This window comes from Pseudomonas monteilii (genome assembly GCA_001534745.1).
Lineage (GTDB): Bacteria > Pseudomonadota > Gammaproteobacteria > Pseudomonadales > Pseudomonadaceae > Aquipseudomonas > Aquipseudomonas alabamensis.
In genome coordinates, this window is record CP013997.1 from 1347914 (window position 1) to 1372139 (window position 24226).

Annotated in this window: 23 protein-coding genes; 9 read left to right on the forward strand and 14 right to left on the reverse strand. The window is 65.0% G+C overall.

The genetic code is table 11. The annotated features are described in order from the left end of the window. Nucleotides 1–3: 3 nt before the first annotated feature. Nucleotides 4–816, reverse strand: coding sequence for a septum site-determining protein MinD (locus tag APT63_06025; GenBank protein ID AMA45221.1), 813 nt, complete (start codon nt 814–816; stop codon nt 4–6). A gap of 98 nt (nt 817–914) precedes the next feature. Further along, nucleotides 915–1676: a septum formation inhibitor gene (minC, locus tag APT63_06030; protein AMA45222.1), complete on the reverse strand. Its 762-nt coding sequence runs from the start codon at nt 1674–1676 to the stop codon at nt 915–917. A 111-nt stretch (nt 1677–1787) separates the two neighbouring features. Between minC and APT63_06035 the strand changes: the two genes are divergently transcribed. Beyond that, nucleotides 1788–2720, forward strand: a complete 933-nt coding sequence (locus APT63_06035; GenBank protein ID AMA45223.1) for a lipid A biosynthesis lauroyl acyltransferase — start codon at nt 1788–1790, stop codon at nt 2718–2720. A 100-nt stretch (nt 2721–2820) separates the two neighbouring features. On the opposite strand, the gene APT63_06040 is transcribed toward APT63_06035, so the two are convergent. Then, nucleotides 2821–3279, reverse strand: coding sequence for a MarR family transcriptional regulator (locus APT63_06040; GenBank protein AMA45224.1), 459 nt, complete (start codon nt 3277–3279; stop codon nt 2821–2823). A gap of 56 nt (nt 3280–3335) precedes the next feature. Next, nucleotides 3336–4292 carry a LysR family transcriptional regulator gene (locus tag APT63_06045; protein ID AMA45225.1) on the reverse strand — a complete coding sequence of 319 codons (957 nt, stop codon included), beginning with the start codon at nt 4290–4292 and terminating at the stop codon, nt 3336–3338. Nucleotides 4293–4413: 121 nt separating this feature from the next. Here APT63_06045 and APT63_06050 point away from each other — a divergent pair, with 121 nt between their 5' ends. Further along, nucleotides 4414–5160 carry a hypothetical protein gene (locus APT63_06050; GenBank protein ID AMA45226.1) on the forward strand — a complete coding sequence of 249 codons (747 nt, stop codon included), beginning with the start codon at nt 4414–4416 and terminating at the stop codon, nt 5158–5160. A gap of 212 nt (nt 5161–5372) precedes the next feature. On the opposite strand, the gene APT63_06055 is transcribed toward APT63_06050, so the two are convergent. Then, the gene (locus APT63_06055) at nt 5373–6722 is read right to left on the reverse strand and encodes a phospho-2-dehydro-3-deoxyheptonate aldolase (GenBank protein ID AMA45227.1); all 1350 of its coding nucleotides are present in this window, start codon (nt 6720–6722) and stop codon (nt 5373–5375) included. A gap of 114 nt (nt 6723–6836) precedes the next feature. Between APT63_06055 and APT63_06060 the strand changes: the two genes are divergently transcribed. Both APT63_06060 and APT63_06065 read left to right on the forward strand, forming a co-directional pair. After that, entirely contained in the window at nt 6837–7592 is a 756-nt protein-coding gene (locus APT63_06060; GenBank protein ID AMA45228.1) for a spermidine synthase, read from the forward strand. Nucleotides 7593–7910: 318 nt separating this feature from the next. Beyond that, entirely contained in the window at nt 7911–9581 is a 1671-nt protein-coding gene (locus APT63_06065; GenBank protein AMA45229.1) for an RNA helicase, read from the forward strand. 638 nt (nt 9582–10219) lie between these two features. Here APT63_06065 and APT63_06070 read toward each other — a convergent pair. Both APT63_06070 and APT63_06075 read right to left on the reverse strand, forming a co-directional pair. Continuing rightward, nucleotides 10220–11107, reverse strand: a complete 888-nt coding sequence (locus APT63_06070) for a zinc metalloprotease HtpX (protein AMA45230.1) — start codon at nt 11105–11107, stop codon at nt 10220–10222. A 226-nt stretch (nt 11108–11333) separates the two neighbouring features. Further along, nucleotides 11334–12545 carry an aminotransferase gene (locus APT63_06075; GenBank protein ID AMA45231.1) on the reverse strand — a complete coding sequence of 404 codons (1212 nt, stop codon included), beginning with the start codon at nt 12543–12545 and terminating at the stop codon, nt 11334–11336. Nucleotides 12546–12713: 168 nt separating this feature from the next. On the opposite strand from APT63_06075, the gene APT63_06080 reads away from it, so the two are divergent. Together APT63_06080 and APT63_06085 are read left to right on the forward strand one after the other, a co-directional pair. Continuing rightward, the gene (locus APT63_06080) at nt 12714–13109 is read left to right on the forward strand and encodes a peptide methionine sulfoxide reductase (protein ID AMA45232.1); all 396 of its coding nucleotides are present in this window, start codon (nt 12714–12716) and stop codon (nt 13107–13109) included. A gap of 43 nt (nt 13110–13152) precedes the next feature. Then, a complete protein-coding gene (locus APT63_06085) occupies nt 13153–13641 on the forward strand; it encodes a glutathione peroxidase (GenBank protein ID AMA47800.1) in 489 nt (162 codons plus the stop codon). Here the strand turns inward: APT63_06085 and APT63_06090 are convergent. Next, nucleotides 13601–15919 carry a hybrid sensor histidine kinase/response regulator gene (locus tag APT63_06090; GenBank protein ID AMA45233.1) on the reverse strand — a complete coding sequence of 773 codons (2319 nt, stop codon included), beginning with the start codon at nt 15917–15919 and terminating at the stop codon, nt 13601–13603. The two genes, APT63_06085 and APT63_06090, sit on opposite strands and share 41 nt — an antisense overlap. 103 nt (nt 15920–16022) lie before the next feature. Between APT63_06090 and APT63_06095 the strand changes: the two genes are divergently transcribed. Next, nucleotides 16023–16913: an AAA family ATPase gene (locus APT63_06095; GenBank protein AMA45234.1), complete on the forward strand. Its 891-nt coding sequence runs from the start codon at nt 16023–16025 to the stop codon at nt 16911–16913. Continuing rightward, nucleotides 16910–17392: a GAF domain-containing protein gene (locus tag APT63_06100; GenBank protein AMA45235.1), complete on the forward strand. Its 483-nt coding sequence runs from the start codon at nt 16910–16912 to the stop codon at nt 17390–17392. The genes APT63_06095 and APT63_06100 overlap by 4 nt, the downstream gene beginning before the upstream one ends. A gap of 68 nt (nt 17393–17460) precedes the next feature. Here APT63_06100 and APT63_06105 read toward each other — a convergent pair whose 3' ends face one another. Next, nucleotides 17461–18915 (reverse strand): potassium transporter TrkH, encoded by a 1455-nt coding sequence (locus tag APT63_06105; GenBank protein AMA45236.1) that lies wholly within the window; start codon nt 18913–18915, stop codon nt 17461–17463. Between the two features lie 243 nt (nt 18916–19158). On the opposite strand from APT63_06105, the gene APT63_06110 reads away from it, so the two are divergent. After that, the gene (locus APT63_06110) at nt 19159–19713 is read left to right on the forward strand and encodes an NAD(P) nitroreductase (protein ID AMA45237.1); all 555 of its coding nucleotides are present in this window, start codon (nt 19159–19161) and stop codon (nt 19711–19713) included. Between the two features lie 794 nt (nt 19714–20507). On the opposite strand, the gene APT63_06115 is transcribed toward APT63_06110, so the two are convergent. The 5 genes from APT63_06115 to APT63_06135 all read right to left on the reverse strand — a co-directional run bounded on the left by APT63_06115 (nt 20508) and on the right by APT63_06135 (nt 24178). Further along, entirely contained in the window at nt 20508–21842 is a 1335-nt protein-coding gene (locus tag APT63_06115) for a histidine kinase (protein AMA45238.1), read from the reverse strand. Nucleotides 21843–21908: 66 nt separating this feature from the next. Further along, nucleotides 21909–22325, reverse strand: a complete 417-nt coding sequence (locus APT63_06120) for an LTXXQ domain protein (protein AMA45239.1) — start codon at nt 22323–22325, stop codon at nt 21909–21911. 219 nt (nt 22326–22544) lie between these two features. After that, nucleotides 22545–23222, reverse strand: coding sequence for a two-component system response regulator (locus APT63_06125; protein ID AMA45240.1), 678 nt, complete (start codon nt 23220–23222; stop codon nt 22545–22547). Between the two features lie 46 nt (nt 23223–23268). Continuing rightward, the gene (locus tag APT63_06130) at nt 23269–23568 is read right to left on the reverse strand and encodes a hypothetical protein (protein ID AMA45241.1); all 300 of its coding nucleotides are present in this window, start codon (nt 23566–23568) and stop codon (nt 23269–23271) included. Between the two features lies 1 nt (nt 23569). Then, the gene (locus APT63_06135; GenBank protein AMA45242.1) at nt 23570–24178 is read right to left on the reverse strand and encodes a septation protein A; all 609 of its coding nucleotides are present in this window, start codon (nt 24176–24178) and stop codon (nt 23570–23572) included. Between the last annotated feature and the right edge of the window lie 48 nt (nt 24179–24226).

The following is a 24226-nucleotide window of genomic DNA, read 5'->3' on the forward strand; positions in this document are numbered from 1 at the left end:
GGTTTATTTGCTCCCGAAAATGCGCTCGAAGAATCCCTTCTTCTGTACGTCGATGAAGCGCATTGGCTTCTCTTTGCCCAGCAGGCGGTCGACGGCGTCGCTGTAGGCCTGACCGGCATCGCTCTGGTCGTCGAGGATGACCGGGATGCCCTGGTTGGAGGCCTTGAGCACCGCCTGGGATTCGGGGATCACGCCCTTGAGCTTGATCGAGAGGATCTCCTCGACGTCGGCGATGCTGAGCATCTCGCCTTTCTCGACGCGCTCAGGGTGGTAGCGGGTGATGAGCAGGTGTTCCTTTATCGGCTCTTCGCCGTTCTCGGCGCGGCGCGATTTGCTGGCCAGGATACCCAGCATGCGGTCGGAGTCGCGGACCGACGAGACTTCCGGGTTGGTCACCACGATGGCTTCGTCGGCGAAGTACATGGCCAGGTGCGCACCCTTTTCGATGCCGGCAGGGGAGTCGCAGACCACGTAGTCGAAGGATTCCTTCAGCTCGTTCAGTACCTTCTCGACGCCTTCCTGGGTCAGCGCGTCCTTGTCGCGGGTCTGGCTGGCCGCCAGCACGAACAGGTTCTCCAGGCGCTTGTCCTTGATCAGGGCCTGCTGCAGGCCGGCTTCGCCGTTGACCACGTTGACGAAGTCATACACCACGCGGCGCTCGCAGCCCATGATCAGGTCCAGGTTACGCAGGCCGACGTCGAAGTCGACGATGACCGTCTTGTAGCCGCGCAGCGCGAGCCCGGTGCCGATGGCGGCGCTGGTGGTGGTTTTGCCCACGCCCCCCTTGCCGGAAGTAACGACGAGAATCTTGGCCAAGGTGTTTCACCCCTAGATGAACGGGACAGCAGTCCCTGCAAATACACAAAAACGGCAACATGAAAAGAAGTTGCACTAAAAATGACGGCAAGTATCCGTCAAAGGCGGGTGATGTTCAACACATCGCCAGACAGGCTGACCTGGACACCGAACCCCCAGAGCGGGTCGCGGCGCAGCTCTTCGCACACGCGGTATTGACCCGCGATCGACAGCAGTTCGGCGGTCATCTGCTGGCAGAAAATCCGTGCGCGGGTGTTGCCCTTGACGCCGGCCAGGGCCCGACCCCGCATCGCGCCGTACACATGGATGTTGCCGTCGGCAAGAAGTTCCGCACCCGGGCTGACCGAAGAGGTCACGATCAGGTCGCCGCCCTGGGCGTAGATCTGCTGGCCTCCGCGCACCGGGGAGCTGACGATGCGCGTCGGGCGCACCTCCGGCTCGCTGGGCGGCGGAGGCGGTGGCGGGGCAGGCTCGGGTGGCTTGACTTCCGGCTCGGGCTCCAGGGGGCGCTCCCGTGCACCCGAAGGGGGCAGCACGGGCAGGTCGATGGCGATCGCCGCAGCGATGTCCTCGATCCGGTTGGCGCGAATGGCCAGGGTGCGCAGGCCATGGTGGCGGCAGATGCGCATCAGGGCAGGCAGGTCGAGGGGGCCGCAGGCGATCGGCAGTTTGTCCAGCGCCAGCACCAAGGGTGTGTTGCTGAAGAAATTCGGGGCCTGCGCGACTTTCGCCGCCAACTGCCGGTCGAGCGCGTCGAGGTCGTTGTGGGCGAGCTCCAGCACAGTGATGGCAAGCATGCTGCCCTTGAGCTGGAACACGGGTACGGCGTCGGGTGTCTGGTTTGGGCTCATGGTCTGCATAGACGGCTTGTTACGAAAAAAGTGCCCTGACTTATAACGAGAACGCCCGTTGGCCGCAACTCGCGACGATCCGTTGTAGAATGCCCGGCCTTTGTCTGACCGGATGCTTCAATGGAACGCCCGCGTTTTCGTCTTCAGTTCTTCCATCCGCGCTTCTGGGGTCTCTGGCTGGGCCTGGGGCTGCTCTGGCTGATCGTGCAGCTGCCCTATCGTGCCTTGCTGGGGCTGGGCCGCGTGCTGGGCGCGGTGATGTACCGTGTCGCCGGCCCGCGTCGGCGCATCGCGGCGCGCAACCTGGAGCTGTGCTTTCCCGAGCTGTCCGAGGCGCAGCGCAAACGATTGCTCAAGGAAAACTTCGCCTCCACGGGCATCGCCTTCTTCGAGATGGCCATGAGCTGGTGGTGGCCCAAGGCCCGGCTGGCGCGCCTGGCCCATATCGAAGGGTTGGAGCACCTGCGCGACGCTGAGCGCGACGGGCAGGGCGCCATCCTGATGGCCGTGCACTTCACCACCCTGGAAATCGGCGCGGCGCTGTTGGGTCAGGCGCACACCATCGATGGCATGTACCGCGAACACGGCAACGCGCTGTTCGACTATGTCCAGCGGCGTGGTCGCGAGCGGCACAACCTCGATGCCCTGGCGGTCGAGCGAGACGACGTGCGCGGCATGCTCAAGCTGCTGCGCAGCGGGCGGGCCATCTGGTATGCGCCGGACCAGGACTACGGCACCAAGCAGAGCGTGTTCGTCCCGCTGTTCGGCATTCCGGCGGCCACGGTCACGGCCACCACCAAGTTCGCGCGCCTGGGTCGGGCGCGGGTGATTCCCTTCACCCAGCGTCGGCTCGAGGATGGCAGCGGGTATCGGTTGGTGGTGCATCCGCCGCTGGAGGACTTCCCAGGGGAGAGCGAGGAGGCCGACTGCCTGCGGATCAACCAATGGGTGGAAGGGGTGTTGCGTGAGTGCCCCGAGCAGTACCTGTGGGCGCATCGACGGTTCAAGTCACGGCCGGAAGGGGCGCCACGGTTGTATGAGCGCAAGCGATAACAGGCGGGCGGATGAAGTTGTACATTCGCCTGTTGCCTGGCAGATCCAAGTCGGCTGATTTCATGGGCCCGTAGGGCCCAGAGGAAACACGACAGCCGCCTCAGGCCAGGTTCTTCTGCAAGCTGGCTCGCAGCTCGAGCAAGTCTTCCTGCAACTGACGCAATCGCTCCTGGCTGCGCCCGCTGGCCCCGAGGATGTCACCGGGTACATGGCGCGCGTCCTCGCGCAGCTGGCGGCCCTTGTCGGTCAGTTGCACCTGCACCACCCGCTCGTCCTCGCGGCTGCGGTTGCGCTTGAGCAGGCCTTCGCTCTCCAGGCGCTTGAGCAGCGGCGTCAGCGAGCCGGGGTCGGTCAACAAGCGTTGGCTGATTTCACCCACCGTCATGCCATCGTGTTCCCACAGCACCAGCATGGCCAGGTACTGGGGGTAGGTCAGGCCCAATGTCTGCAACAGGGGTTTGTACACCTTGGTCATCAGCAACGAGGTGGAATGCAGGGCGAAACAGACCTGGCTGTCCAGCAACAGCTCATCGCTGGGGGATCGGATATCGGCGTTCATGCATGTCCTTCACTGCTAAGTGGATATCAATCTGGCATGCGCGCAATGCGTTAGGTTCATTGTCGATGCAGCCCACTGCGCAAGGCCAGGTCCCAGGGCGGGATCGGGCTGAAGCGGTGCTTGAGAAATTCGAGCAGCAATCGGCTGCGAGAGTTCGTTTCATGTTCGAGGCGCAAGGCATAGATGCCGCTGGCTTCCGGTGAGGGCAGGCCGTTTTCGCAGAACAACGGCATCAGTTCGCCGCGCATCAGGTGCTCGCTGGTCAACCAGGTAGGCAGGTGCGCGATGCCCAGCCCGGCCAGCGCGCCACACAGCAGCGCCTCGGCATTGTTGGCCGTCATGCGCACGCGGCGTGGCCGATACAGGCGGGTGCTGTCGCCTTCCTTGAAGCGCCAGGCGAAGGGCGGCGCCAGACCGTCCCAGTCCAGGCCGTCGTGCTCGGGCAGTTCGGCCGGTGTGGAAGGGATGCCGCGTCGGGCCAGGTAGGCTGGGCTGGCGCAGGCGATGCGGACCATCGAAGCCAGTGGGGTGGCGACGCGCCGCGTATCGGCCAGGGGACCGGCGCGCAGCACCAGGTCGAATTCGCCCAGCAGGCTGCCTTGCAGGTCGACGAAGCTGTCGATCAGCTGCAGCTGAACGTCCAGCCCAGGGTAGGCGACCAGAAAATCGGCGATGGCCGGCGCCAGGTGGCGGCGGCCCAGGGCGGCGGGCGCATTGAGTCGGATCAGCCCCTCGGGCGACTCGCTGAGCGACACGGCTTCGGCACGGGCCAGGCGCCACTCTTCGAGGATGCGCCGCGCGCGCTCGGCGAACGCCCGGCCCGACGGCGTCGCCTCGATCCGGTGCGTGCTGCGCACGAACAGGCGGCTGCCCACGGCGTTTTCCAGGCTGTCCATGCGCCGCGCCACTGCCGAAGGCGTCAACGGATGACGCCGTGCAGCGGCCGAGAAGCTCCCGGTTTCCAGTACGTCCAGGAACAGAGCGAACTGGGCGGACAACACGTCGGGCGTCATGGAAAAACCTTTTTGACTGTGCGAAATGTGCACAGCCATTGTGCGGGGTTGTGCGTTTCCGTGCAAAGCGCGACCCGTTAGCATGACAGCCTACTGGGTGAAGACAAAAAAGTGAGTCAGGATGGAAACGGTGATGTTCGTGGCGCTGGGCGCCGCCCTGGGGACCATGGGGGGCTTGTTCGGCATCGGTGGTGGGTTGATCGCCATTCCGGCGTTGGCCGTCCTGTTCGGGCTCGATCAGCAGATGGCGCAAGGCACGGCCTTGGTGATGGTGGTGCCGAACGTCATGCTCGCTCTGTGGCGTTACCACCAGCGCAATCGCATCGAATGGCGCCATGCCTTGCCCCTGTCGGTGTGCAGCCTGGTGTTCGCCTGGCTGGGCTCGATCTGGGCGGTAGGGCTCGATGCCCATGTCATGCGCCTGGGGTTCGTCGGTTTTCTGGTGGCGCTGGCACTCTGGAACGGGGTGCGCCTGCTCATGCGTCGCGCGGTGGCCAGCGACCGTCTGCGGCACCCTTGGCCTTGGCTGGGTGTGCTGGGGGCCTTCGCCGGAAGCATGGGTGGGCTGTTCGGCGTGGGCGGCGCGGTGGTAGCGACGCCGGTGCTGACCAGCGTCTTCGGCACCACGCAAGTGGTCGCCCAGGGTCTGTCCCTGGCGCTGGCCGTGCCGAGCACGTCCATCACCCTGCTGACCTATGGCGTGCACCACAGCGTCGACTGGAGCATCGGCCTGCCCTTGGCCGTGGGCGGGCTGCTGAGCATCAGCTGGGGCGTGAAGCTCGCCCATGCCCTGCCCGAAAAAGTCCTGCGTGGCCTGTTCTGCGGGTTTCTCGTGGTGTGTGCGGTGTTGCTGGCGTTCGAGGTGTGAGCCGCAAGCCGCCAGCCGCCAGCTATAAGTTGCAAGCTGCAAGCTGCAAGCTGCAAGCTGCAAGCCGTGGCAGGGCTGAACACTTGGCGATTGATTGAACGGCATCAGGGCTGAAGTTGATGCCGAACGTCAGTGCAACGCCTCTCAGCTTGTAGCTTGTAGCTTGTAGCTTGTAGCTTGTAGCTTGTAGCTTGTAGCTTGTAGCTTGCCACTCACCGCTTGAGACTGCTCTTCAACGTGTCGGCAATCATGAACGCCAGCTCCAGCGACTGATCGGCGTTCAGACGCGGGTCGCAGTGGGTATGGTAGCGATCCGACAGGCCGGCTTCGGTGATCGGCCGGGCACCGCCGATGCACTCGGTCACGTTCTGGCCGGTCATCTCGATGTGAATGCCGCCGGCATGGGTGCCTTCGGCGCGATGCACGTCGAAGAAGTGCCGGACCTCCGCCAGGATCTGCGCGAAGTCGCGGGTCTTGTAGCCGCTGCTGGCCTTGATGGTGTTGCCGTGCATCGGGTCGCAGCTCCACAGCACCTGGCGGCCTTCGCGGGTGACCGTCTGCAGCAACCGGGGGAAATGCTCGGCCACCTTGTCCGCGCCCATGCGCACGATCAGGTTGAGGCGGCCCGGGTCGTTGTCGGGGTTGAGCACATCGATCAGCCGGAGCAGCTCCTGCGGGTCCATGCTCGGGCCCACCTTGACCCCGATGGGGTTGTGCACGCCGCGCAGGAACTCCACGTGAGCCCCGTCGAGCTGGCGTGTACGGTCGCCGATCCACAGCATGTGCGCCGAGCAGTCGTAGGGGTCGCCGGTCAGGCTGTCGTGGCGCACGAACGCTTGCTCGTAGTTGAGCAGAAGCGCTTCATGCGCGGTGAAGAAGCTGGTCTCGCGCAGCTGCGGCGCGCTGTCCAGGCCGCAGGCACGCATGAAGGCCAGGGTCTCGTCGATGCGATCGGCCAGTTGATGGTACTTGGTGGCCAACGCCGAGTTGGCGATGAAGTCCAGGTTCCAGCGGTGCACCTGGTGCAGGTCGGCAAAGCCACCCTGGGCGAAGGCGCGCAGCAGGTTCAGGCTGGCGGTGGCCTGGTGGTAGGCCTGCAGCAGGCGCTCAGGGTCCGGCACGCGGCTGACGGGGTCGAAGCCGATGCCATTGACGATGTCGCCCCGGTACGCCGGCAGGGTGACGCCCTCGAGGGTTTCGTCATTGGCCGAGCGCGGTTTGGCGAACTGGCCCGCCATGCGACCGACCTTGACCACCGGCAGGCCGGCGGCAAAGGTCATGACGATCGCCATCTGCAGCAGCACCTTGAAGGTGTCGCGGATCTTCGCGGCAGAAAACTCCGCGAAGCTTTCGGCGCAGTCGCCCCCTTGCAGCAGGAAGGCCCGGCCCTGGGTCACCTCGGCAAACTGACGGCGCAGTTCCCGCGCTTCGCCTGCGAACACCAGGGGCGGGTAGCTGGCCAGGGTCTGCTCGACCCGGCCCAGGTGGGCGGCGTCAGGGTAGATCGGCTGCTGCTGGATCGGCAAGGCGCGCCAGCTGTCGGGGCTCCACGGTCTGTTCATCAGGGCTCTCGGGCAAGGGAAAAGGGCGATGGCCCATGGTAGCAGGTGCGCGTTGGGTTGTTGCGCCCTCGGCATTGACGGACAATGCCCGCTTTTGCGCACGTGGACGGGGCAATGACGAACGAGCGGCAAGAGCGGCTGCTGGAGCGGGTCGAGGATGCCTTCGGCGTCATCAGTGTGCTCGAGGTGGACGAGTACCGATTTCTGGAATTCGGCGATGCCATCGAGCAGAGCTGTGTGTTCACCGCCGACCCGGCCTGGCTCGAGTACGACTACACGCGGGCCATGCTGCTGGGGGCGCTGTGCCATGAGGCGCCGGACAGCGCGCTGTTCCTGGGGCTGGGCGCCGGCACCCTGACCCAGGCCTGCCTGAAATTCCTGCCGCTGGAAGACGTCGAGGCCATCGAACTGCGTCCTGACGTGCCGCGCCTGGCCATGCAGTACCTGGGGCTGGACGATGACCCGCGCCTTTATGTGCGCATCGGCGATGCCATGGCCTTGTTGCCGGACGCCGAATGCGCGGACCTGATCTTCGTCGACCTGTATACCGATCACGGCCCCGGCGTCGCGCACCTGGCCTGGAATTTCCTGCAGGACTGCCAGCGCAAGCTCAATCCGGGCGGTTGGCTGGTGATCAACCAGTGGGCCAACGACGACGGCAAGCCGCTGGGCGCTGCCTTGCTGCGGGGGCTCTACCACCGGCATTACTGGGAGCTGCCGGTCAAGGAGGGCAATGTGGTGCTGCTGGTGCCCGCCGACCTCGACCAGACGCTCGACCTGCCCGCCCTGCGCCAGCGCGCCCAGGCGTTGGCCCCTCGTCTGGGGTATGACCTGGAGCCGCTGATCCGGGTGGTGCGTCCGGCCACCTGAGCGATGGACTAAACGATTCAGCCGCCAGCAATGCCTGGCGCACGACTTGACCGGTCGGTAAAAAAAATCTCACCGCGAATCGCCGATTCGGGTATAGTACGCGCCGGTCTTTCAGCGGGCCCCCGTTGCAGGTGGTGCAAATCCTCCGAATTCAGCTACGGCTGCGCGTCCGCTCGTCGGACTTTCCCAAGATGTTCCCTTTTCAATCGTCTTCGCAAATCCCCGCCGCCAGAGCTGCCTGGGTGACCTTAGGGTCTTTCAAGGCATGTGCAGCTTTGGAGCATGGGTCTTTGCGGATGCACCTCTAGAGGCAGACCCATGACCCAGGAAACCGGCGGATTCGCCGCTCTCGATCTCAATCCCAGCATCGTTGCCGCCGTACTGGCCACCGGCTATGAAGAGCCGTCCGCCATTCAGCAGCAATCGATCCCGATCATTCTCGCCGGTCACGACATGATCGGCCAGGCGCAGACCGGCACCGGCAAGACCGCTGCCTTCGCCCTGCCCATCCTGAATCGTATCGACACGAGCAAGCGCGAACCGCAAGCCCTGATCCTGGCGCCAACCCGTGAGTTGGCGCTGCAAGTAGCTACAGCCTTCGAAACCTACGCCAAGCAGATGCCGGGCGTGAACGTGGTGGCCGTGTACGGCGGCGCCCCGATGGGCCCGCAGCTGCGTGCCATCCGCAACGGCGCCCAGATCGTCGTCGCCACCCCCGGTCGCCTGTGCGACCACCTGCGCCGTGACGAGAAGGTCCTGTCGACCGTGCGTCACCTGGTCCTCGACGAAGCCGACGAGATGCTCAAGCTCGGCTTCATGGACGACCTGGAAGTGATCTTCGCCGCACTGCCGGAAACCCGTCAGACCGTACTGTTCTCGGCCACGCTGCCGTCGTCGATCCGCTCGATCGCCGAACGTCACCTGCGCGAGCCCAAGCACGTCAAGATCCAGAGCAAGACCCAGACCGTCACCGCGATCGACCAGGCCCACCTGATGGTGCACGCCGACCAGAAGATCCCGGCCGTGCTGCGCCTGTTGGAAGTGGAAGAGTTCGACGCGCTGATCGCCTTCGTGCGCACCAAGCAAGCCACCCTGGACCTGGCCAGCGCGCTGGAAGCCAAGGGCTACAAGGCCGCTGCCCTAAACGGCGACATCGCCCAGAACCAGCGTGAGCGCGTCATCGACTCGCTCAAGGACGGTCGCCTGGACATCGTCGTCGCCACCGACGTCGCCGCCCGTGGTCTGGACGTTCCGCGCATCACCCACGTGTTCAACGTCGACATGCCGTACGACCCCGAGTCCTACGTGCACCGTATCGGCCGTACCGGCCGTGCCGGTCGTGAAGGCCGTGCCCTGCTGCTGGTCACGCCGCGCGAGCGTCGCATGCTGCAGGTGATCGAGCGTGTCACCGGCCAGAAAGTCGCCGAAGCGCGTCTGCCCAATGCCCAGGCCGTGCTGGACGCCCGCATCAAGAAGCTGACCAACAGCCTCGCACCGCTGGTGGCCGATTCCGAAGCCAGCCATGGCGAGCTGCTCGACCGCCTGACCACCGACCTGGGCTGCAGCCCACGTGCCCTGGCCGCGGCCCTGCTGCGCAAGGCCACCAATGGTCAGGCCCTGGACCTGGCCAGCGTCGAGCGTGACCAGCCGCTGGTGCCGTCGCACACCCCGCGCGAGCGTACCGGTGAGCGCAGCGACCGTGGCGAGCGCGGTGACCGCGAGCGTCGCGCGCCGCTGCCACTGGCCGAAGGCCGTGTCCGTTGCCGTACCGCCCTGGGTGCCCGTGACGGCATCGCCGCCAAGAACCTGCTGGGCGCGATCCTCAACGAAGGTGGCCTGGCCCGTGATGCGATCGGTCGCATCCAGGTGCGTGACAGCTTCAGCCTGGTCGAGCTGCCGGAAGACGGCCTCGAGAAGCTGCTGACCAAGCTCAAGGACACCCGTGTCGCCGGCAAACAGCTCAAGCTGCGTCGCTATCGCGAAGATTGATGCACAGGTGATGTAGAAAACCCCGGTTCGAGGCAGCTCGAACCGGGGTTTTTTTATGGCGGGCGTTCAAGCAGGTAGGCTGGATTTGCATGCAGTCAGGGCGCCAGGTGACGGATTGGCACAACCCTATGAGAGCGGGCTTGCCTGCTATGCAGGCAGTGATGGGGCGGACGCCATCGCGGGCAAGCCCGCCCTTATAGGGCATAAAGTATCTTTCTGATTTTAAATGAAAAATTCCAGAATTTTTGTGGGCCCTGCAGGCCCAATCGCGGCACAGGGGCCGCTCCTACACCCGTAGTCACACCGCAATGAGGCAGAGTGTTGCGATCACCTGTAGGAGCGGCCCCTGTGCCGCGATGGGCCGCAAAGCGGCCCCAGAAATCAATCGGAGATAAAGCCTCTGAGCCATGCCAGCTATCGTCATGTTCTCTGCGCGACAGCACGCCGCCAAGGCGGCGGGCGGACTCCCACAGGACCGCGATGCTTTGCCTTATCGCAGTGTGGCTATGGGGTGTTGAAGCGCTCCATAAGTCGATTGACCATAAAGCCTCCGGACGCGGCAGGCGAAAGCTCAAGGTCACGAAACCGCAGGCAAAAAAAGAGGCGACCGAAGTCGCCCCTGTAGGGTAACGCTGAGCTCAGCCGCGACGACGCAGCGCCTCGATGCGCTCCTCGAGCGGCGGGTGGCTCATCAGCAGGCCGGCCAGGCCATGTTTGAGGCCGCCGTTGATGCCGAAGGCCTTGAGGGTGTCGGGCATCTGCGCCGGCATGCCTTGCTCCGAACGCAGGCGTTGCAGGGCGCTGATCATGGCACCGGTGCCGGCCAGTCGTGCACCGGCGTCATCGGCACGGTATTCGCGACGGCGCGAGAACCACATCACGATGATGCTGGCGAGAATGCCCAGCACCAGCTCGGCGACGATGGTCGCCACGTAATAGGCGATGCCCTGGCCTTCTTCGTTCTTGAAGATCACCTTGTCGACGAAGTTGCCGATGATCCGGGCGAAGAACATCACAAAGGTGTTGACCACACCCTGCACCAGCGCCAGCGTGACCATGTCGCCATTGGCGACGTGACCGATCTCGTGTGCCAGCACCGCACGCACCTCGTCGGGCGAGAAGCGTTCGAGCAGGCCCTGGCTGACCGCGACCAGCGCGTCGTTGCGGTTCCAGCCGGTGGCGAAGGCGTTGGCCTCGTAGGCCGGGAAGATGCCGACCTCGGGCATCTTGATGCCCGCTTCGCGCGACAGCTCCTCGACGGTCTGCAGCAGCCATTGCTCATGACGCGTACGGGGCTGGGTGATGATCTGGGTGCCGGTGCTCATCTTGGCCATCCACTTGGAGATGAGCAGCGAGATGATCGAGCCGGCGAAGCCGAACACGGCACAGAAGACCAGCAGTTGGCCAAGGTCGAGGTCGACCCCGTTGGCGGCCATGAACCCGTCGAAGCCGAACAGGCTCAGGGTAATGCTTGCAACCAGCACCACCGCAAGGTTGGTGGCTACAAACAACAAGATGCGCATCATGGTTGTCACGTTCTCCTGACGGATGAAATATTGCTCACTGCCGGGGTATATAAGGCGCAAGGCGCGCGGATTCAACCGGGGGACTATTTCAAACTGTGTAGGGCGAGGGCTGAGCGAGGTGTCGACACGTGTTGTAGGACGTGTCTGACTTCAAGGCGGGACATGACGATCGTGACACCCGATGCCGAAAGGGCCGTCCAAGCAGGCTCGGACGGCCTCCTCGAGGCTACTGGCGGTAGGTGCGCAGGAACTGGCCGATCCGGCCGATGGCCTGCTCCAGGTCGTCCACCCGTGGCAAGGTCACTACACGGAAGTGGTCGGGCCATGGCCAGTTGAAGGCCGTGCCCTGGACCACCAGCAGGCGTTCGGACAGCAGCAGGTCGAGCACGAACTTCTCGTCGTTGAAGATCGGGCAGACCTTGGGGTCGATGCGCGGGAAGGCGTACAACGCGCCCATGGGCTTGACGCAGCTGACGCCGGGGATGTCGTTGAGCAGTTCCCAGGCGCGGTTGCGCTGCTCGAGCAGACGGCCGGGCGGCAGCACCAGGTCGTTGATGCTCTGGTAGCCGCCGAGGGCCGTCTGGATCGCGTGCTGGGCCGGTACGTTGGCGCACAGACGCATGTTGGCCAGCATGTCGATGCCTTCGATGTAGCTCTGGGCATGGTGCTTGGGCCCGGAGATGATCAGCCAGCCGGAACGGAAGCCCGCGACCCGGTAGGACTTCGACAGGCCGTTGAAGGTCAGGCAGAGCAGGTCCGGTGCCAGGGACGCGGTGCTGACGTGCACGGCCTCGTCGTACAGGATCTTGTCGTAGATCTCGTCGGAGAACACCACCAGGTTGTGCTGGCGGGCCAGTTCGAGCATGCCCAGCAGCAGTTCGCGGGAATAGACCGCGCCGGTGGGGTTGTTCGGGTTGATGATCACCAGGGCCTTGGTGTTCGGGGTGATCTTGGCCTTGATGTCGTCCAGGTCCGGGAACCAGTCGGCCTGCTCGTCGCACAGGTAGTGCACCGGCTTGCCGCCGGCCAGGCTGACGGCAGCGGTCCACAGCGGATAGTCCGGCGCCGGGATCAGCACTTCGTCGCCATTGTTCAGCAGCGCCTGCATGGACATGACGATCAGCTCGGACACGCCGTTGCCCAGGTAGATGTCCTCGATGCCGACGCCGTCGATGTCCTTCTGCTGGCAGTACTGCATCACCGCCTTACGCGCGCTGAACAGGCCCTTCGAATCGCTGTAGCCCTGGGCGGTGGGCAGGTTGCGGATCACATCCTGGAGGATTTCCTCGGGCGCCTCGAAACCAAAGGGCGCCGGGTTGCCGATGTTCAGCTTGAGGATGCGATGGCCTTCCTCTTCCAGGCGTTTGGCGTGCTTGAGCACCGGGCCGCGAATGTCGTAGCAGACATTGGCGAGCTTGTTCGATTTGCTGAACTGCATGTTGGAAATCCCGAATGGAGAGGTCGCAGCGGCCCGCCGACGAATAGACCGAAAAAAGGCGGAGCGTGTGTGACTGGCTGATGTCAGACACAGAGCACACTAATATACGTGCCCCCCGCGCCAGCGAAAAGACGGCGCGATGCAAATTCAAGCCTGCCGAGGTGCTGTATGCAGAAGATCGAAAAGACATTGGAAGAGTGGCGCGCGATGCTCGACCCCGCGCAGTACGAGGTCTGCCGCCTGAAAGGTACCGAGCGGCCCTTCACCGGCAAGTACAACGACGAAAAGCGCGCAGGCACCTATCAGTGCATCTGCTGCGGCGCGCCGCTGTTCGATTCTTCGACCAAGTTCGACTCAGGCTGCGGCTGGCCGAGCTTCTACGCACCGATTGGCCAGGAAGCGATGATCGAGATGCGCGACATCTCCCACGGCATGATCCGCACCGAGGTCACCTGCGCGCGCTGCGACGCTCACTTGGGGCACGTGTTCCCCGATGGTCCGCCACCGACTGGGCTGCGCTACTGCATCAACTCGGTCTGCCTGGAGTTCAAGCCTCGTGACTGAACGCAGACTAGGGGTGCGTGACGAACTGCTGGGCATTGCCTGCATGACCTTGAACGGTGAGCAGAAGTGCCTGGCCGACTTTTCCGCCAAGGCCGTGCTGGTGGTCAACACCGCCAGCCAATGCGGCTTCACGCCGCAGTACGAAGGGCTCGAGGCGCTGTGGCAGAGCTACCAGGCCCGTGGGCTGGTGATCGCGGGCTTCCCGTGCAACCAGTTCGGCCAGCAGGAGCCCGGCGATGCGCGCTCGATCGCGCACTTCTGCCAGCGCACGTTCGGCGTGAGCTTTCCGATGTTCCGCAAGGTCGAGGTCAACGGCCCCCGTGCGCACCCGCTGTTCGTGGCGCTCAAGCGCCGTGCGCCAGGCCTGTTGGGCACCGAATCGATCAAGTGGAACTTCACCAAGTTCCTGCTCGACCCGGCCACTGGCCAGGTGGTGCGTTTCGGGCCACTGACCAAGCCCAAGGCGCTGGAAGCGGCGATCGAGGCGGTACTTACCGGGCAGGTGGCACCAGCCAACGCTCGATCAGCGTGAGCAGGTTCTCGCGACGGAAGGGCTTGGCCAGGTAATCGTTCATGCCGGCGGCCAGGCAGCGGTCACGCTCGTCGGGCATGGCATTGGCGGTCAGCGCGATGATCGGCAGGTCGGCCCAGCGCGGCATCTGACGGATGCGACGGCTGGCTTCGTAGCCATCCATCACCGGCATGTTGCAGTCCATCAGCACCATGTCGAACCGCTGCTGCTCGAGCAATTGCAAGGCTTCGGCACCCTGCGTGGCCACCTGCACCTGGCAGCCCAGACGCGTCAGCATGCCTTGGGCGACCATCTGATTGACCGGGTTGTCCTCGACCAGCAGGATGCGTGCGCAGGGCCCCGGCGCGTTCGCGGTCTGTCCTGGCACGATCTGGCCGGTCTCGCTGCCGGGCAGGGCGCGGCGCAGCATCTGGTACAAGGTGGCACGGCTGACGGGGCGGGCCAGTTGCTGCAGCGGAGAAAGGCGGGCCAGCTGAGGCCCGCGCAGAAATTCGCCATAGGCCGTGACCAGCAGGATCGGTGCCGTGAAGGCCGGACGCAGCGTGTCGAGCAGGGCGCGGTCGTTGATGATCAGCACGTCCGCCGAGGCTTGCGTGCGTTCATCGAAGCCATCGTGCTGGACGTAGTCCAGGCCCCAGGCCGGCAGGATCGCCGCTAGCCACTCGGCCAGCCCGCTGCTGCGGTCGCACACGGCAGCCACGCGGCCCTTCAGCCGCCCAGGCGTGCCGGCATCGGTCTGCACCGGCAGGGGCAGCTCAATGCTGAAGCGACTGCCAAAGCCCATGCGCGACTCGATGTGCAGGTGGCCCTGCATCGCGCTGCACAGGTTGCGCGCCAGGGTAAGGCCCAGGCCGGTACCGCCATACTGCCGCGTGATGCCATCGCCGGCCTGCACGAACGGTAGGAAGATTCGCTCCTGGGCCTGCTCGGGGATGCCGATGCCCGTGTCGCAGACCTCGAGCCGGACGCAGCCGACACCCCGACTCAGGCGCACGTCGACCCGCCCGAACCGGGTGAATTTCAGGGCATTGGCCAGCAGGTTGCTGACGATCTGCCGCACGCGGGTGGGGTCGCCCAGCACAGTGCCAGGGAAGTCCGGCGCCACCAGGCAAGTCAATTCCACACTGGCGGCGGCGTTTTGCGACAGCAGGCTGGCAGTGTCCTCGACCAAGGTGCCCATGTCGAAGGGAATGCACTCGAGCGTGAGCTGACCGGCGTCGAACTTCGACAGGTCGAGGATATCGTTGAGCAGCTCCACCAGCACCTTGCCCGACTCATGGGCGATGGACAGCTGCTGGCGTTGCTCTCCAGGGTCGGGGCTGTCCAGCGCCAGCGCGATCATGCCAAGCATGCCGTTGAGCGGCGTGCGGATCTCATGGCTCATGTTGGCCAGGAACGCCGCGCGGGCCTGGGCCATGTCCAGGGCCTGGTGGCGCGCCTGTTCCAGTTCCAGGTTGGACTGGCTCAGGCGGGCGTTGCTGGCCTCCAGGGCCTGGGTGCGGGCCGAGACGATGTTTTCGAGTTCGCCCAGGTACTCGGTCAAGCGGTTTTCGGCGGTGCGGCGCTGCTGGATCTCGGTCGCCATGCTGACGAACTGGCGGTTGGCGACCTTGACCAGTACGCCGATCTCGTCGGTCTCGTGGCCGGGCGGGTAGGTCAGCTTGGCCTGGTCGGGTTGGCGTGGGTCGGCTCGGCTCAGCGCGTTGATCACCCGTACCAAGGGCTGGGTGAGCATGGTGTAGAACAACGCCAGCAGGATCACGGTCAGGACCAGGCTGCGCGCGAAGCCGTTGACCAGGGTGATCCCGGCACGGTTCAGGAAGCGGCTGCCGAAGGCGAAGGTGTCCACGTCCAGGTGCAGGGTGCCGAGGTGATCGCCGGGCATGTGCGCCAGGTACAGCGGATCGGTGAACTGCCGGTAGGCCCCGAACAGAAAGTCGCTGATCGGCCGGTAAGGGCTCTGCAGGCGCGCCCGTCGCTCGTCGGCCAGCACCGTGTCAGTGTTGTCGATCAACCGTGCGCGCAATACCGCCGGGGAGCGCAGCAGCCCGGCCGCCAGCTCGTGGGCCAGTTCCGTGTCGATGTTGTAGGCGATTCGCGAGGCCGGGTTGTGGCTGATTTGCAGCAGTGCGTCTATTTCACGGTTGATGGAGGCGTCTTCGCTGGCATAATCGATGCCGATCTGGATGAGGCTGAGCAAGGTTCCAAGAACGAAGCCCGCAAGGACCGTCAGGCGGGCCTGCTTGTAGGACAGACGATGGGTGAACTTGATATCCATGGGTTCTCGAACCAGTTGTACGTTCCCTGCGCTGCGCAAGCATAGCCGACTCGACGTGTCCCGAACCGTCCATCCTGCCGTTGATCTGACATGAGGAGTGGTCATGGACCCCCGCTTGAGTGCTTTCCTGGAGCGTGCCGAAACGGTACTGGCACGCCTCGAACCCCTGTTGCCCGCGCCGCGCCCCAGCATCGACTGGAACCGCTGCCTGGCCGCACGCTGGCAGCGCGATGCGCGCAGCGGCTACCTGATGCCGCTGGAGGTCAGCCTGGACATCCGCCTGAGCGACCTGATCGGGGTCGACAAGCAGCGTGAACAGCTGGGTCGCAACACCCACCAGTTCATCACGGGTCTGCCGGCCAACCATGCGCTGCTCTGGGGTTCGCGCGGCACCGGCAAGTCCTCGCTGGTGCGCGCCTTGCTGGCCGAGCATGCCGAGGCCGGGTTGCGCCTGATCGAGATCGAGCGCGATCACCTGGCCGACCTGCCGCGGGTGGTCGAACAACTGCAAGCGCTGCCCCAGCGTTTCATCCTGTTCTGCGACGACCTGTCGTTCGAGGCAGGCGAGGGCGACTACCGGGTGCTCAAGAGCGTGCTCGACGGCTCGCTGGAGCAGGCGCCGGACAATGTGCTGCTGTACGCCACCTCCAACCGTCGCCACCTGGTGCCCGAGAAGCAGAGTGACAACGAGCATTGGAAGATGATTGACGGCGAGCTGCACCCCAACGAGGCGGTGGAAGACAAGATCGCCTTGTCGGACCGCTTCGGTCTGTGGCTGTCGTTCTATCCCTTCAGCCAGGCGCATTACCTGGATGTGGTGGCGCACTGGATCGACCAACTGGCCGGTGCGGCCGGCCTGACCTGGCAGCGCGACGAAGCGCTGGAAACCGAAGCTGTGCGCTGGGCGACCGGGCGCGGCAACCGTAATGGCCGCTGTGCCTATCAGTTCGCCCGCTATTGGGTCGGGCTGCACTTGCTGGAGCAACACCCATGATCGACCTCAATGCCAATGGCCAAGGCCTGGATGGTTACGACCTGCTGGTCGCCCAGGTACGTGCCCTATTCGCCGACGAGCGCGACTTCATCGCCAACGCGGCCCAGCTGTCGGCGTTTCTCTACCACCAAGTGGAAGACCTCAACTGGGCCGGCTTCTACCTGGTGCGCGACGAGCAACTGGTACTCGGCCCGTTCCAGGGGCAGGTCGCCTGCGTGCGCATTCCCTTCGGCAAGGGGGTCTGCGGTGCGGCGGCCGCCACGCGGCAGACCCAGCGCGTCGAGGACGTGCATGCCTTCCCGGGGCACATCGCCTGCGACAGCGCGTCCAACAGCGAGCTGGTGATCCCGCTGGTCAAGGCAGGGCGCCTGATCGGCGTGCTGGACCTGGACAGCCCACGCCTGGCGCGTTTTGGCGTCGAGGACCAGCAGGGGCTGGAACGGTTGGTGGCAGCGTTTCTCGAGCTGACCGACTGCTGAGTGCGCAGTGAGTCATGGCGGGCGACCTGTCGATGCCTGCCATGACGACGTTGCTTTGGCGCCTGGGTTCAGTGCCGCCAGAACGCGGGCATGCACAGCACCAGCACGGTGATGATCTCCAGACGCCCCAGCAGCATCCCGCCGGCCAGGATCCACTTGGCCGCATCCGGCAGGGTCGAGAAATTGCCCGCCGGGCCGATGACCTCGCCCAGCCCCGGCCCGACCCCCGACACGGTGCTCGCCGCGCCCGTCAGCGCCGTCATCCAGTCCAGGCCCAGCAGCGACAGCGACAGCGCGATCAGGCAGATGGTGATGGCGAAGAAGAACGAGAACGTCAGGATCGAACGCACGATCTCTTCGTCGAGCCGATGGCCGTTGTACTTCTGCTTGATCACGGCGCGAGGATGGATCAGCTGGTTGAGGTTGGCCTTGAGCAGGATGTAGGCCACCTGGAAGCGGAAGATCTTGATCCCGCCGGCGGTGGAGCCGGAGCAGCCGCCGATGAAGCCGAGGTAGAAGAAGAACATCAGCGAGAAGTTGCCCCACAGGCTGTAGTCGCCCAGCGCGAAGCCCGTGGTGGTCACCACCGAGGTGACGTTCAGCGCCACATGGCGCAAGGCGTCCGTCCAGGGCAGGTTGGTGGTCAGCCAGTACCAGGTGCCCAGCACGATCCAGGTGGCGACCAGCAGCACCAGCAGGCCTTGCACCTGCTGGTCGCGCACCAGCGCGCCCCGGTTGCCGCGCAAGGTGGCCACGTACAGGGTGAAGGGCAGGCTGCCCAGGATCATCACCACCACGGCGACCCAGTGCACCGCCGGGATGTCCCATTTGGCCAGCGACAGGTCCGAGGTGGAGAAGCCCCCGGTGGAGATGGCCGACATGGCGTGGTTGATTGCGTCGAACAGGCTCATGCCCGCCCACCAGAACGCCAGGCTGCCGAGCACGGTGATGCCCACGTAGACCAGCACGATGGACTTGGCGACCATGTGCGAGCGCGGCATGACCTTCTCCGACCGGTCGGACGACTCGGTCTGGAACAGGCGCATGCCACCGATGCGCAGCAGCGGCAGGATCGCCACGGCCATGGCGATGAAGCCGATGCCGCCGAGCCAGTGCAGCATGGACCGCCACATGAGGATCCCCGGCGACATGTCGTCCAGCCCGCTGAGGACGGTGGAGCCCGTGGCGGTGATGCCGGACATGCTTTCGAAGAAGGCGTTGGTGTAGCTGATGTGCTGGGTGAACAGGAACGGCAGCGCGGCGAACACGCACACCACCACCCAGCTGCAGACCGTGAGCAGGTACATGTCCCGCGGACGCAGGTGCACCTGCTCAGGCCGGCCCTGCGCCAGCATGGCCAGACCGGCCACCAGGGTGATCAGGCTGGCCCAGCCGAAGGAGGGCAGGTCATCGGTACGGTCGAAGATCAGCAAGGTCGCCATGGGCACGAGCATGCTCACGGCCAGGGTCACCAGGAAGATGCCGATGATGAACGCGATGATCCGGAGGGTCGGCAACGCCATGTCGTGGGCTCAGAGTCGAAAACGAAGGGGCGCCATTTTCGGGGGAGTGGGTGCGGGCTGCAAGGGGCAAGCTTTGAGCTGCACGCTTCGAGCGACAAGCTACAAGCGGACGGTAGTGCGGCACTTCAGGTGTGGGCAGGACGTTGAGGCGACGCCGACGCTCTGACTTGCAGCTTGCAGCTTGCAGCTTGCAGCTTGCAGCTTGAGAATGCCCCTCATCTTTCCATGACCAGGAGAAAGCCGATGGAGGCTCTCGATGCATTGCTCAACCGCGTGTCGGTGGCGCGTCTGACCGAACCGGCGCCCAATGCCGCACAACGCGAAGCGCTGTTTCAGGCCGCCCTGCGCGCGCCGGACCATGGCCAACTGCGGCCGTGGCGCTTCCTGACCATCGAAGGCACGGCGCGCGAACGACTGGGCGAGCTGTATGCCGAAGCGGTGCAGCTCAAGGGCGATGCCAGCCAGGCAGCCTTGGACAAGGCCCGCGCCATGCCGCTGCGGGCACCGTTGATCATCGTGGTGATCGCGTGCCTGAAGGAACACCCCAAAGTGCCGCTTGTGGAACAACGCCTGGCAGCCGGCTGTGCAGCCCATGGCATCTTGCTTGCCGCCCATGCGCAAGGGATCGGGGCGTTGTGGCGAACCGGGGACATGGCGTTCGACGCCCATGTGGCCCAGGGGCTGGGTGTGCAAGACAATGAGGAGCTGCTGGGCTATCTGTACGTCGGTACGCCGGCGAACGAACCACGGACGGCGCCAGTGTTGGCGACCGAGGACTTCGTCGCTTCGTGGGGGTGACGTTCAGGGGAGGGTGACGCGTGGCGCAGTCTGCGCCGTTTCGTACACCTTGCGCCATAGGGATCGCTGGTTCTATGGGCCCTGCGGGCCCAATCGCGGCACGGGGGCCGCTCCTACACCCGTAGTGACACCGCGGCGATGCAGGTCATTGCAGTCCCTGTGTGAGCAGGCCTGCGATAGCGGTAGTCAAGCCAACCCCATGGCTGACAGGTCGAACGCTGGCCTGTCAGCCCTGAAGCGGATGAACAGGCCCTATCGCTGGCAAGCCAGCTCCCACAGGTGCCCATTTCAAGCAGGCAGTTGTACAGTGGCAAAGCCCATTTCAAGCAAGCAGCCCCATGCCGGCAAAGCCGCCTGTGGGAGCGGGCTTGCCCGCGATAACGGTGGTAACGCCAACCCATGCTGACGGGTCGAACGCTGGCCTGTCAGCCCTGAAGCGGATGAACAGGCCCTATCGCTGGCAAGCCAGCTCCCACAGGTGCCCATTTCAAGCAGGCAGTTGTGCAGTGGCAAAGCCCATTTCAAGCAAGCAGCCCCATGCCGGCTAAGCCGCCTGTGGGAGCGGGCTTGCCCGCGATAGCGGTAGTCATATCCAACCCTGCGGTGGGGCTACGGGTGTAGGAGCGGCCCCTGTGCCGCGATGGGCCGCAAAGCGGCCCTAGAAATCGATCAGAGATAAAGCCTCTGAGCCATGCCAGCTATTGCCATGTTCTCTACGCGACAGCACGGCGCCAAGTCGGCGGGCCGACTCCCACAAACACGATCAGCGTGTGAGTGTAGGCATCACCTCCCGGTCAACCCGCCACCACCGGCTCGACCGGCAGCACCAACCGTGCCTCGAAGCCCCCTTGCGCATGGTTCGACAGCTCGAGCACCCCACCATGGCGCTCCACCGCCTTGCGCGCGATGGCCAGCCCCAGCCCATGACCGGCAGCCGTCTGGCCCGGCGCCCGGAAGAAGGGTTCCCCTAACTGCGCCAGGTGTTCCGGCGCGATACCCGGCCCGTGGTCGCGCACACTGACCACGACGCCACGCGCCTCCTGCTCGGCCATTAGCTCGATGGGCTTGCCCTCGGGATTGAAGCGCAAGGCATTGCGCACCAGGTTGTCCACCGCGCGCTCGATCAGCGTCGGCCAGCCCTGCACGCTCACCTGGGGGGCGACCGTCCAGCGGATGTCCTGTTCCGGCGCCGCCAGCTGGGCATCCTTGCACACGCTGCCGAGCAACGCCGGCAGGTCGACCGGTTCGGGATGCGCCTGCTCGGCGTCGACCCGCGCCAGCTCGAGGATCTCGCTGATCAAGTCTTCCAGGCGATCGCACTCGCGCGTCAGGCGTGGCCAGAGCGCTGCACGCTGTTGCGGTTCGGCACGCTCGGCCAAGGCCAGGGCTACACGCAGACGCGCCAGGGGCGAGCGCAGCTCGTGCGAGACGTCCCGGAGCAATTGCCGTTGACTGCCGATCAGGCTTTGCAGGCGAGCGCCCATCTTGTTGAAGTCGGTCGCCAGTACGCCGAATTCGTCACGGCGATCGGCCAGCCGGGCCAGGCTGTTCTGCTGGTAGCTGGTCTGGCCTAGGTCATGCACCGCACCGCGCAGGCGGCTCAGGGGGCGGGTGATCGACAGCGTCACCAGCAGGCTGAACAAGGTCAGCACCACCAACGCAATGCCCAGGGCACTCAAGGGCCAGAGCAGGCTGTCCCGGTGCCAGGCATCGAGTTCGGGGTGGGGGATGCGGTAGATCAGCAGGTAGGTCTGGCCGCTGCGTGGGCTGGTGTATTCCTCGGTCAGCCGACGCCAGGGCAGGGGACGCGCGTCATTGGTCTGGCGCGCTTCGAAGTCGGCGGCGCGCCGTGGGAAGGTACCGGGGACCACGGCCTGGCCGCTTTCGTCGAGCACTTGCACATCGACCTTGTAGCGTTGCTTGCGCTGTTCCAGAAAGCGCTGCGCAGGCTCCAGGCCTTCCTGCTCGTAATGTTGCGCCCACTGGCTGGCCAGGGTGTTCAGCCCGGGATGCCGACTGAGGATCCAGGCATCCTGGTTGAGCATGTGGCCCAGCAGGATCGACAGCCCCGCGACCAGGGTGATGGCCAGCCAGAAGCTGGCCAGGATTCGCCAGAACAATGAGCGCACGCTCGCACCTCCGCACACGAAAAAAACCCGACCCGCCAAGCGGCGGGTCGGGCGGTCAGCGACAGCTTACTGGGCCTTCTTGGCTTTTTCAGCTTTCCAGGTCTGGAATTCCTGCCACTCGGCCTTGCGGGCGGCGCGTTCCTTTTCCATGTCGTCGAACTTCTTCTGCTGTTCCGGCTTGAGCAGCGCGCGGATGGCGCTCTGGCTCTTCTCGCGGTTGGCCTTGATGTCGTCCTGCATGGCCTTCTTGTCCGCGGCGGACAGCTTGTCCAGGTAACGGTCGGTGATGTCGTGGCGTGCCTTCATCTGATCGCGCATCAGGGTGTCCACTTGGTGGCGCTGTTCCGGCGTCAGGTCGAGCTGGGCGAACGGTGCACCGCCGCGGTGGGGCGGGCCGTCATGACGTGGGCCACCGTCTGGCATGGCCATGGCCACGGTCGGCAGCGCGGCGGCGAACAGCAGGGCGGTCAGGGTCTTGCGCATGGTGTCTCTCCTCTCATGGGCCGGCGATTACCGGATGAGCCCAGTGTAGGGAAGATAAGGTCAAGGGCGGTCAGGGGTCGGTAAAGGATTGGTAAAGCGGGGGGGTGAGCTGCAAGCGACAAGCTACAAGCTACAAGCGGACGGTAGGGCGGCACGTCAGGTGTCAGCAGGACGTTGAGGCGACGCTGACGCTCTGGCTTGCAGCTTGCCGCTTGCCGCTCAAGGGCTGTAGTAATACCCGCGACTGCGCAGGGCGACAACGCGCGGTCGGCCGTCGGCATGGGGGCCGACCTTCTTGCGCAGGTTGCTGACGTGCATGTCCAGGCTGCGGTCGTAGAGCGTCAACTTGCGCCCCAGGGCCAGCTGCGCCAGTTCCTGCTTGTCCAGCGGCTCGCCCGGTTGGCGCAGCAGGGCTTCGAGGATCCGGCTCTCGGACAGGGTCAAGGTCATCTCCCGGCCCTCGATGGCCACGACGCCGCGAACCGGGCTGAAGGCCAGGTCACCGATCTCCAGTTGCGTGGTCGGAGCGGCGGGGTGGCTGCGGCGCAATACGGCCCGCAGGCGCGCCGTCAGCTCACGCGGGTCGCAGGGCTTGGCCAGGTAGTCGTCGGCGCCCAGCTCCAGGCCGAGAATGCGATCCAGAGGCTCGCCCCGTGCCGAAAGCATGAGCACCGGCAGCTCGGCATGCTCGGTACGCAACTGCTTGAGCAGTTCCAGGCCGCTGCCATCGGGCAACATGACGTCCAGCACCACGGCCGCCGGTGCTCGCTCGGCCAGGGCCTGGCGCGCGCTGTGCCCGTCGTGGCAGGCACGTACCTCGAAGCCTTCCTGGCTCAGCCAGCTGCCCAGCAGCTCGCAGAGCTCCTGGTCATCGTCAATCAGTAACAGCTCACTCATGACTCACTCGAAACGAAGGGCGGCCACAGGCAGCCGCCAAGAAAGATCAGGGCAACACGTGCTTGAAAGGCTTGACCAGGACCTGGTCATAGACGCCCGCCGCCACGTAAGGGTCGGCATCGGCCCAGGCCTGGGCTGCGGCCAGCGAATCGAACTCGGCGACCACCAGGCTGCCGGTGAAACCGGCTGGGCCCGGGTCGTTGCTGTCGATGGCCGGGTGCGGCCCGGCCAGCATCAGGCGGCCTTCGTCCTTGAGCTGTTGCAGGCGCTCGAGGTGGGCAGGGCGCACGCTCAGGCGCTTTTCCAAAGAGCTTTCGACGTCGCTGGCGATGATGGCGTAGAGCATGTCAGTCCTTGTTCTGGGTGGAGGAAGGCGGGGTGGGCGTGTCGTTGTCGCGCAGGTGGCGCGACAGGTAGAGCCCCTGGGCGACCATGAACAGAACGGTCAGGCCCAGGCTGCCGAAGACCTTGAAGTCGACCCAGAAACGTTCGAAGGTGAAGGCCACGAACAGGTTGGCCGCGCCGCAGAACACGAAGAACACGACCCAGGCCAGGTTCAGCCGCACCCAGATCGGGTTCGGCAGGTTCAGGGCATGGCCCATGATGCGCTTGACCAGCACGCGATCGCCGACGAAATGGCTGCCCAGGAACGCCAGGGCGAACAGCCAGTTGACCACCGGCGCCTTCCACTTCAGGAAGGTCTCGCTGTGGAAGGCCAGGGTCAGTCCGCCGAACACCAGGCAGGCCACGAGGGTGAGCCACTGGCCCTTCTCGAGCCTGCGCTGGCGCAGGAACAGCAGGCCGTACACCACCACGGAGCTGAGAATCAGCACCTTGGTCGCGCTGTAGATGCCGCCGAGTTCGAACCCATGGCCGCCGACGTCGACCAGGCGAGGGTCGAGCTTGTAGACGATGAAGAACAGCAGCAGCGGTATGAAATCGATGAATTGTTTCACGGTGGCAGCCAGAAGCGAGAGGTGGCGGCATAATAACAAACATCGAAT